We start from the raw sequence: 5688 nt of genomic DNA, 5'->3' as shown, positions 1-5688 counted from the left end.
TCGGAGTCAATAAGAGAATGTCTCTGATCTGATCGTACGATTCTGATTTAGTTCACTCGATTTACGCAACAAAGCCGCTGAAAGATTAGAATGCGGGGTTTATGACGCGCTTACAAAGCAATGAATAAAGTCCTAGGTATACCTATTAGAAACTAACTGGTAATGGACGTAGGATACCTATGTCTATTACCAGATTTAATCAACAAAGCCGTAAAATCAAAGTATGCGGCAGAGCTAATTTATTTCTATTTATTCTGACGCAATGATCGTTGAGCTTCATAAAGTGATAAAGGGTATACTGGCATCTTCTTGTTTAGTGCTTCCACATAGAACCAATCATTTTTTTGATCAGATGCTATACGATCAAGCGTTGATTGAAAGTATTGGCTATTTGCACCAACCACTATGGTTTTCGGATGTAAACGATAATGATCATAGCGATTAGATGTATATTGACCATCACCTTGTCCATTTTCATAGGCATAGCCAGATCGTTCATGCACCTCTTGCCCTCTTGTCGTTACATTCCATAATACATTACGGGGACCTGAATGAGGTAAACCAGTCCAAGCTCCCGCGCTATTGATCTGAATTTGCCCTGATTGCTCCACTAAGTTATGGCCTAATACACCGCCATGAAAATCAATATTAGCAACAAATGCATTTGAATGTGTATCATTTCTAACTTTGGTTGATAACTTTCGTAATACGTTACCACCGGAGCTCTGATTATATGAAATAGCGTGTGTTCTGTTTGCATTCATTTCAATATTTTGAACGACGTTATGATAACTACCAGCTCCTTGTGTTCCATAATAGCCAATCCCATGGTGGCCAGCAACTCCACTAATCGTGACATTATCTACGGTGTTATATAGTGAGTTACTTATAGATAAATCCATTAAAAAATTATGAATGGTTACCCCCCGTACCCAGCTATTCTTTACTCGATGGAATCGAATGCCACCATTACCATAATCGTAATTATAATTTGCTGTTACTTTATGATGCGCGTATGCATACCAATCAGGAACCATCATTTCTATTTTTAAGTTTTCAATACCAACATTTTCAAACTTTTGCGGGTACAACCTTAAATCTGAAGCCGATGAGACTTTAAACTCATATGGGAAAGGGGTTGCAACGGTGACTTCAACAACATTGCTACCTAAATCACTATCTATCTCTTTAACTTCCGTAATAGTATTTGCGAAGCGTACTGCTCGGGATCCATGACGGATAGTCCAAGTCTGATCAAGAGTTAATGGTTTTAGTGCTTCCAAAAGTGGTTCTCGGCTAAATTCACCATTTATACCCTTCATATAGCTTGTTAAAATAACCGTATCCCCCGGTTCTAGCGCAACTCTTGTATTAAGGTCAATTTGTACTTTATCATCACCAGGAATCACATCTTTAACCAAAGAAGAAGAAAAAGAGCTAATGCCAGTATTCGTTCCTTCTCCAACATTGATTAAATGTTTAGTGGCCACAGCTTGAACGTCAAGCGTGGTCTCATGCTGCCTTATAATCGTGGCAGAGTCCCCTTTATCACCACGCCCTCTTAAAATAATATTTGATGCGGTGATAGAAAGTGTATTCCACTCATTCTTATCAACATTTATGTCATAAGTACCACTTTCAAACTGAACAATACCACCACCAGCTTCTACTGCTGCATCAATTGCTGATTGTATAGCTACATAATCATCAACATCGTCCTGGTTTGGTTCTGCACCATAGGATGCAACATGAAAAATCTCTAGACCTGATAGCTCAGATTCTTGTGGCAGCTCACTTCCCATTTTATAGCCAGCGGTTCCCCAATCATATAAGAAATAATCACCTGAGTAATCATTCTTTAGAAACTTATCATAAATTTTGGCATTTTTATCCTCTGAACTATCAGAGTCATAGTTATATTCAATGCGTATTGTCGGTGGCTGAACTGTATTGAAATTATATTGATCTTTTGTATAATACTGGACATGGACTTCATTTGCTGTACTACCATCTGAGTTTTCAATAGTAAGGTAAAATGACAGCATTTCTTTATTTTTATTTCTTTCTAAATAATCTTTGATATCCATCGTTATAATACCGAACTGCTCTTCGGCTTCCCAAGTTCCAATTTTTTCACCAACGTGAATCGGTGTGCTACCACTAACTGTCATCTCTTCCCATGGAGAGTCCGTAACGTAAACATCAGTAATCGGTTTACCTTGAGTTTTTAAAACTCTTAAAACCAATTCAGCTTTACTTACATTATAATCTTTCGGTAATGAATTAAGAGCCTCCATATCAAACTTAATAAGACCACTCGCTTTCATTCTACTATTTCCATTTTGTTTCGCTAAATGGATTTTTTGGTCCTTACCAAAGTTATTGGTATTACCACTGGCTTCTCGTATCCAAGCATCTGCAATAGTTGGAAAGTAGATAACATCTTGAACGATAACTGGGTCTATTGGGTCCACTGGATCTATTGGATCTATTGGATCTATTGGATCTATTGGATCTATTGGGTCCACTGGGTCTATTGGGGGACTTGAGTTGTCATTACACCCCAGTAGTACTAACACTAACACCATGCTCAATATATGTTTTTTCTTATTATTCATCATTAACAACTTCTAGTTTAAAAATTTGAATTTTATACCCGTTCAATTTGAAGATTCAGGTTTCAAAACTTGAAAATTATCCGTAATTCTGGATACGAGTGAGCCTGTAAATTCTGGTAGCGTTACATCGAAAAACTCTTTGATGGCTGAAGTAAATTCAGGCTTGGAGGAGAAGTAAATATTATTCCTCGCATGCTCATTCATTACTTTCCAAAGCCGCTCTATTGGATTCAAATTTGGACTGTAAGGCGGTAAGTAATGAAGCTCGACATGAGCACTTTTGCCGCATTTTTTACCAGTTCTGACTGATGATAGGCAGCGCCATCAAGAACTAAGTGAACTTTTTGCTTCAACGGGTAATGCTCCTTTTTGAGCTTCCAAAAGAAGCGTACGATGCTCTCGCTGTTTATCATATCATACGTGTCTGTCACGGTTGCGCCAATATTTTGAAGTGGTAACGCACCGAGAATATTAAGATGAGTTCGACAGCCAGATGCTTGATAAGTTACATAGTTTGCTCAGCAGAAAATCGTCTTTGGCTACCACCATTTTCAGGCTTAAGTTTTTCAGAAAGAATATAATCACTGAGGTGACGAGCAACGGTCGATTTGTGAATACGAAGCGCTTGAGAAATCATTGTCTGACTCCAACCTTCAGACGTTAGTAAAACCGCTTTGATGCGGTCACGCTCTCAACCATCACGAGTTGAATCGCGCATCTTTTCGAGTTGCTGTTTCTGTTAAGGAGTCAGTCTTATTTTCATAGTACGTAGCATGATATTGATTTCATTGAAAATCAAGCATCTACCATGATCACGGGGATATCAGAGATTAAGCTGGTGTTAATCTTTTCATTTTCCCGACTCAACCGGAGTTATCGAATTCGACAAATAATTGCGCATTCGTTGGAAGTCAATGGGTTTTTGAATCACCTTGTCCATACCAGCTTCAATGCACAATTGATGTAGTTTCTTATCAACTTCAGCGCTCAAACCGAATATACTTACGTCGCTGTTCTCTGAATTCTTACGGATGATTTGACAGGCTTTAATCCCCGACATCACGGGCATCTGCAAATCCATTAAAATAAGATCATAACGTGTTTTCCTAGCCATTTTTACTGCTTCTAGTCCATCGCTTGCCACCTCTATATCGATAAAGTTCATTTTGCCAAGCTTTTTCATTACCTTGGAACAAATCTCAAAGTCTTCTGCTAACAAGACGTTGTATATAACTTGTGACTCGTTGGACTCATTTACAACAGGATTTACCTCGCTCTGCACCAATGCCTTTTTCTCTGGCACCCTACAAAAAGGAAGGTGTATAGTGGCCACAGTTCCTCTATTCAAAGAGCTATAAATGGCAAGCTTTCCGCCTACACGACTACATAGCATTTGCGTCAGATACAACCCTACACTTTGTCTGGATTCAGAATTCACACTACTATCTTCAGTAGTGTTCTCTTTGACAAAGCCTTTCCCATAATCAACAAACGCAATTTTAAACATTAAATCCGAAACGGATATCTTGACACGAATGATTGAAGTTTCTGAATGTCTGATAGCATTCCCTATCAAATTAAGAGAGCATTGATACAAAGCTTCTTTTGGTAAAATCAACTCATTAGGCACAGAATCTTTAACGATTACTTCTAACTTGATCTTGTTACTTACCATTAATGGGCGTATTATTTCGATCATAGTGCTCGTGAAAACACTGATTTTTAATTCAGATGGTGTCTTTATATTATTTATGCCATGCTCATCTAACTCATTTATCGAATTCAAGAAATAAAAAAGATACTTCACTGATGTTTTCATATCGTGTACAGTATTCCGGTCTACTGCATTAATAGATTCGATAGACAAAGAATCCAAACCAAGTTTAATTGCATTGAGCGGTGTTTTTATATCATGACTTAATGTACTGTAAATATTTTCCTTTTCAAAAATAGCCGCTTTTAAGTCTGAAGAAAGCTTACTTTGCTCCTTTTGGTACCAAAGCAGATTATAAATCAACAAGCTAATATTTTTTTGCATTAAACTTACACTTGAAAACAATCCCTTTATTTCTCTTGCTGGCTTATTTTTAGGAACATCATATCCTTTCAATGGATGCGTCATTAACGACCTTGCAAGATTTGACGTTGGCAGAATGATTTTGAAGTAATAAAGCCATAAGCTTCTACACATGTAAAATGACAGTATATTAATAAAAAAGATAGCAACCAAAATAATAGAAAAAACAACCGTTTCATCTGACGTAATTCGGCATCGACAATAGATGATATGCCTTCATTAGCTCCCGCAAGATTGCGAAAAATATTATGCCTACGATTTAAATATGACTCTACGCCCTTGCTATATTCTTCAGGGAGATGTGCATCCATTTTTACTAAATAAAAACGTTTACTAGAGTCAAAATGGAGTTCGCTATTATCAACGTAAAATCGATATATTCGAAGCGCAAAGTTTTGGTTCTTTGTGAGAGACTCCTTAACCAGGCTGAGTTCTCGCACTTCGTCATCAAACTGATGTGAAACGTAAGAGTGTTCCTTAAGATCATCGATTAGCATCTCTAATTCATCATCAAGTCCCGAAAAAGCTTGTACCCAAGAGCTTACCGGTTCTAAAACGTCAACGTAAAAACTTTGCAAGCGGAGAACATTGATATTCTCGACAACATGTACGATATGAGAAATACGTTGTACAAAATTATTTTTTACCTGATATAACTTATCATATCGCGCAGAAAATATGAATGTACCAATCAATGTGGCTATAAAAAACATAACAATCAACATCAATAAGAGCGACATTGACAAGAATCTTTCCCTGATAGTTAGTCTTCTCTTCACTCAGATAGCTCCAAGTTCATACTATATCCTATACCTCTGATCGTAATGATTTCGAACGACTTAAACACAGAAAGCTTCTTCCTTAATCGACTCACCGCTAAATCTAGACTACGAGAGTAACCATCATATAAAACCCCGCGGCGTTTTTCAAGGTAGTTGTCATCATTTGCTTACTTATTAAGCAGCTTCTCTTTCTGGGTTTAGGTGTACTTCA

The 5688-nt window shown here is 37.4% G+C and carries 3 protein-coding genes and 2 pseudogenes; all 5 read right to left on the bottom strand.

The annotated features are described in order from the left end of the window. Nucleotides 1-245: 245 nt before the first annotated feature. Nucleotides 246-2621 carry a hypothetical protein gene (locus tag Q1A70_RS18655; RefSeq protein ID WP_299695212.1) on the bottom strand — a complete coding sequence of 792 codons (2376 nt, stop codon included), beginning with the start codon at nt 2619-2621 and terminating at the stop codon, nt 246-248. A gap of 39 nt (nt 2622-2660) precedes the next feature. Beyond that, a pseudogene (locus tag Q1A70_RS18650) lies at nt 2661-3336 on the bottom strand (IS630 family transposase). Between the two features lie 132 nt (nt 3337-3468). Next, a complete protein-coding gene (locus tag Q1A70_RS18645) occupies nt 3469-4740 on the bottom strand; it encodes a response regulator (protein ID WP_299695215.1) in 1272 nt (423 codons plus the stop codon). After that, nucleotides 4740-5435 carry a hypothetical protein gene (locus tag Q1A70_RS18640; RefSeq protein WP_299697523.1) on the bottom strand — a complete coding sequence of 232 codons (696 nt, stop codon included), beginning with the start codon at nt 5433-5435 and terminating at the stop codon, nt 4740-4742. The genes Q1A70_RS18645 and Q1A70_RS18640 overlap by 1 nt, the downstream gene beginning before the upstream one ends. Before the next feature lie 35 nt (nt 5436-5470). Then, nucleotides 5471-5593: pseudogene (locus tag Q1A70_RS20890) on the bottom strand (winged helix-turn-helix domain-containing protein); the annotation flags it as partial. Between the last annotated feature and the right edge of the window lie 95 nt (nt 5594-5688).

Source organism: uncultured Vibrio sp. (assembly GCF_947488985.1).
In the GTDB taxonomy this organism is placed as follows: domain Bacteria; phylum Pseudomonadota; class Gammaproteobacteria; order Enterobacterales; family Vibrionaceae; genus Vibrio.
Note: the sequence above shows the minus strand (reverse complement) of the source record. Positions and strands in the feature narration are given on the sequence as shown.

Bases quoted from the DNA above. Each gene is read 5' to 3' on its own strand.
- Q1A70_RS18645 (WP_299695215.1), bottom strand. From the start codon at position 4,740: ATGACGCATCCATTGAAAGGATATGATGTTCCTAAAAATAAGCCAGCA.
- Q1A70_RS18655 (WP_299695212.1), bottom strand. From the start codon at position 2,621: ATGATGAATAATAAGAAAAAACATATATTGAGCATGGTGTTAGTGTTA.
- Q1A70_RS18640 (WP_299697523.1), bottom strand. From the start codon at position 5,435: ATGTCGCTCTTATTGATGTTGATTGTTATGTTTTTTATAGCCACATTG.